Here is a 4357-nt window from a genome sequence, read left to right as displayed (position 1 = left end):
GAAACAGTCCTTCTTTTAAAAGATGAATGGTTTTATGAATGAGATGGATTAAGGAAATGAAAAGATATTTTATTGTTGTGTCATCAGTTAGAATTTCCGTAGGATAAAGGTGAAAGATTTGAACAGGAATATAACCTCCATTACATATAATGAACTAAATTTGCCAAGCGTCATCACCTTCTCGGGTAACAGGAGCATCACCTACGGTTATGACGCGGCGGGAAACAAGCTGAGCGTGGCTTACCTGTCCGATGGGGAGCCCACGAAGATGGAGTATGCGGGAAACAGGGTGTACAATAACAACATGATGACAACGCTCCTTACCGACGAGGGGTATATTGATACCGGCACAACACCCGCCTACCACTACCACCTGAAGGACCACCAGGGCAACAACCGGGTGGTGGTCAACCAGGCCGGGACGGTGGAGGAGGTGAACCACTACTATCCATTCGGGGGAGTGTTCTCCGAACTGGCGCGGCCATCCATCCAGCGTTACAAGTACAACGGAAAGGAACTCGACCGCAAGTTCGACCTGGACATGCTCGATTACGGGGCGAGGCATTACGATCCTGCACTGGGAAGGTGGTTCACGGTGGATCCCATGGCGGAAGCTAAACCTGGATTAACCTTATACCATTATTGTTCAAATAATCCTATCAATAAAATTGATATCGGAGGTAACTGGGATGTACGTGTGCATGTACATAAAAATAGAGAGACTTTTGGATATGGCTTTTTATATGTAACAGATAATAAAGGAAATATCGTATTCAGAGCAACTGTTGGCGTCGAAGGGAGCAATCATAAACTAAACAGCTTCAATCATAGGGATCGTACCCGAACTTATGCAGATACACCAACTGGGACTTATGAAATATTAGGATGGTCTAATAGGCTAACTGAAATTGATAGAGGAGCATATGGCCCGAATGATGTGCTTGAATTAAATTATATTGAAGGAGAGGCTCTTAGATTGCGCAATGGTATACATTTACACGGAGGAAGACAAGAAGGTTATGGCGGTAAGGGGAAAGGATCAATGTTAAAAAGGACACATGGTTGTATTAGAATTTATGATGAAGATATATTGGAAATAAAAAAAATAACTGCAAATTTAGAAATTAATGATCCTGAAGAAAAGGGCAATTATTTTTACGTTATAGGTGACCTGATAGAGGTGGATACAGGGTACAAGTATCCTAGAATTTTTGTACCTGGAAGCAACAATAAGAAAAAAAATAATGAAGATGAAGATAAAGATAATAGCTATTTTGATTTGCAGAACTGGATAAGAAGGGCGTTAAGACAAAATCCAAATATAAAAGTTTATAGTAAATAAATTAAATGTTATGAAGTACATAATTAAAATATGCATTTTGTTTATCATTGTTTTTCACAATGTTCAAATTACAAAAATGGAAGGGCTAACTCTTCAAGCAAGGAATATGTCTCAATACTTGAAAGGAACTCAAATTGAAAGAATTGATTATGATACAACACTGGTCATATTCGATTCTCTTTCATGTGCTGAAAAAAATAAGTTTATCGAAAGAAATAAGAAGAAAATAAAATCAAATATTTTATTTTATATCGAAAAATATCCTACTATAAATAATATTGATTCGCTTTTTAATATATTAGTATCCTGCAGGATAGATTCTCTAGAAAATAAAGAAATACTTTCATTTAAAGTATTTCTTATAACACATATAGTAGAAAAAAAGAATCTTGACGGATATGTCGGTGAATTTGTGGCAGATATGTATTATAATCTTTTTATTAATCATCCTGGTTATTTTTACCAATATCTTGATTTTCTTGATAAAAAGAATAAGGGCTACATTAAGAAGTCCATCTTGACTGATGTAGCCAATGGTTGTGATTTTAATTATATAGATGAAGTAACCTTAAAAAAGATTTTTGATTCTCATAGACTCAAGCTTAGTAATAAGAAGAAGCAAATCAAAACTGTTGAAACATTTTTGAAACATAATCTATGAGATATATTGATCCAAATGGTGAAAGTTTTGGAGATTACTATAATATGGATAGTATATGGATGGGGAATGACGGCATAACAAACCAAGGAGGAGAAAATGAAAAATTATCAATCACAATTTCGGCCATTATATGTAATTCTTATATTTATCTTCATGCATAATTGTAAGATTTTAGGGCAAATAGAATTTATTCCGGATACTACAATAAATTCAATAATATCATTATGTGATATTTCATCTTCCTTTCTATTCAATTCAGATCTTGATACTAATGCAATTATACGTGATGGAGAGTTGGATTTTTTTAAAGAAGAACAACCTTTCGTGTTGTTTTTGAATTCATCAAAGACTGAGTATTTGTTGGCTATTATTCACGAAGGAACATGGGATTTTTATTTTTCCGAATTTAAGGTTGGTGTAATATCTAATGGTATATTACAGAAGATTAATATTCCACATATTGTAACACAATACCAAAATTTTCACACAGAAAATAATATTCATATAGGCATGCCTGTTGAAACATTGGAAAAACTGAAAGGTATGAAATATATTCGTACAGGCAATAAAATTAAGTATTGTCATAATAGTTTGGATTCTGAATTTATGGAATATGGAGAGTGTGAATATTATTTTGAATGTGAATTGATTAATAATAAGATTTCTAAATTCAGATTTGGCTATACTCCCATATAAATTATAATGGGAACGGGAGATTACAAACTTTGGGAGAATATTGTGGGGGAAAGAGATGCGGGAAGTGGTATTTTTTTACAGAGACAGGGCATTTGTGGTTTGTCTTCAAGGATTTTTCAAAAAATACATTTCCAATTACCAATGAAGGTGAAGATAAATCATATATCACTGATTATAAGTGTTATACAGTATTCTATTACCCGAACGGCAACAAGCAGGATGAGGGGTTGCTTTTGTGGAGTGAAGGCGAAGCCCCTGAATCTGATTTTTCAGTTGAGTACGGAGAATGGAAATGCTACGATGAAGATGGAAGACTTACTAGAACAAAAGTTTTCAAGTGACCATATGAATGGACAAAACTCAACCGGACACCGGTCTGTTTGTAGGTATTCCTATATACAATAGAAAATTTGAATCGACATCTTTTTATGAACCATGTACCATGTTCGTATCCAATCTTGAAAAGGAAAGGTGACAAATCTGTGTTTCAAATTGGTGGATGGCGGCAGAGGTGGATCCAAAATAAGGGATATGGACTCGATTTTCTTCATGAAGTGGAAATCGGGCGACGAGACCACCGAGCGGGGCTACAACTTCTCCTACGACGGCCTGGACCGCCTCACCGCCGCAACCTATGGTGAGGGTACGGCCATCACGACCAATCTGAACCGGTTCAACGAAACCGTCACCTATAACGACAAGATGGGGAATATCGGCACACTGCAGCGGCGGGGGAACCTGAACGGGGTGGACAGTTACGGGCTGATGGACAACCTCACCTGCACCTACGCGGGGAACCGGCTCACAAAGGTCACCGACGCAGTCACTACGCCCATCACCTACCAGGGAGCCTTCCATTTCGTGGACAGGGCCAATGTCGCAAACGAGTACACCTATGACTACAATGGAAATTTAACGAAAGATTTGAACAGGAATATAACCTCCATTACATATAATGAACTAAATTTGCCGAATGTGATCACCTTCTCCGGCAACAGGAGCATCATCTACGGTTATGACGCGGCGGGAAACAAGCTGAGCGTGGCCTACCTGTCCGACGGGGAGCCCACGAAGATGGAGTATGCGGGAAACAGGGTGTACAATAACAACATGATGACAACGCTCCTTACCGACGAGGGGTATATTGACACCGGCACCACGCCCGTCTACCACTACTACCTGAAGGACCACCAGGGCAACAACCGGGTGGTGGTCAACCAGGCCGGCACGGTGGAGGAGGTGAACCACTACTATCCATTCGGGGGAGTGTTCTCCGAACTGGCGCGGCCATCCATCCAACGCTACAAGTACAACGGAAAGGAACTCGACCGCAAGTTCGACCTGGACATGTATGATTACGGGGCGAGGCATTACGATCCTGCACTGGGAAGGTGGTTCACGGTGGATCCCATGGGGGAGAAGTATTTATCTTTCAGTCCCTATGTGTATGTGGGAAATAATCCTGTTAATATTACCGATCCGAATGGGATGGACTGGAACATTACCAGGAGAACGGACAGTCTTGGGAATGATCATTATGATATTACCGTGAATGGAGTTTTATATAACAATTCTTATAGTCGCAACATCAATATGGAGAAGTTACTCAATGCAATAGTAAACAATGTGAATAATACGTTTACTTTTTCAGGTGATGG

At 38.9% G+C, this 4357-nt stretch carries 5 protein-coding genes; all 5 read left to right on the top strand.

Translation table 11 applies throughout. The features are described from left to right. Window positions 1-118 precede the first annotated feature (118 nt). Window positions 119-1342 (top strand): RHS repeat-associated core domain-containing protein, encoded by a 1224-nt coding sequence (locus VB073_RS14510; RefSeq protein WP_323404913.1) that lies wholly within the window; start codon window positions 119-121, stop codon window positions 1340-1342. 10 nt (window positions 1343-1352) lie between these two features. Next, window positions 1353-2003, top strand: coding sequence for a hypothetical protein (locus VB073_RS14505; protein ID WP_323404912.1), 651 nt, complete (start codon window positions 1353-1355; stop codon window positions 2001-2003). Between the two features lie 96 nt (window positions 2004-2099). Next, window positions 2100-2699 carry a hypothetical protein gene (locus VB073_RS14500; protein WP_323404911.1) on the top strand — a complete coding sequence of 200 codons (600 nt, stop codon included), beginning with the start codon at window positions 2100-2102 and terminating at the stop codon, window positions 2697-2699. A 29-nt stretch (window positions 2700-2728) separates the two neighbouring features. Next, complete coding sequence (locus tag VB073_RS14495) at window positions 2729-3040, top strand: hypothetical protein (protein WP_323404910.1); 312 nt, start codon at window positions 2729-2731, stop codon at window positions 3038-3040. A 190-nt stretch (window positions 3041-3230) separates the two neighbouring features. Beyond that, window positions 3231-4357: RHS repeat-associated core domain-containing protein (locus VB073_RS14490; RefSeq protein ID WP_323404909.1), on the top strand; the 1127-nt coding region annotated here is incomplete at its 3' end.

Origin of the sequence: Proteiniphilum sp. (assembly GCF_034927365.1) — a bacterium.
GTDB lineage: Bacteria > Bacteroidota > Bacteroidia > Bacteroidales > Dysgonomonadaceae > Proteiniphilum.
Note: the sequence above shows the minus strand (reverse complement) of the source record. Positions and strands in the feature narration are given on the sequence as shown.

Coding starts and splice junctions, on each gene's coding strand:
- VB073_RS14505 (WP_323404912.1), top strand. CDS start 1,353: ATGAAGTACATAATTAAAATATGCATTTTGTTTATCATTGTTTTTCAC.
- VB073_RS14500 (WP_323404911.1), top strand. CDS start 2,100: ATGAAAAATTATCAATCACAATTTCGGCCATTATATGTAATTCTTATA.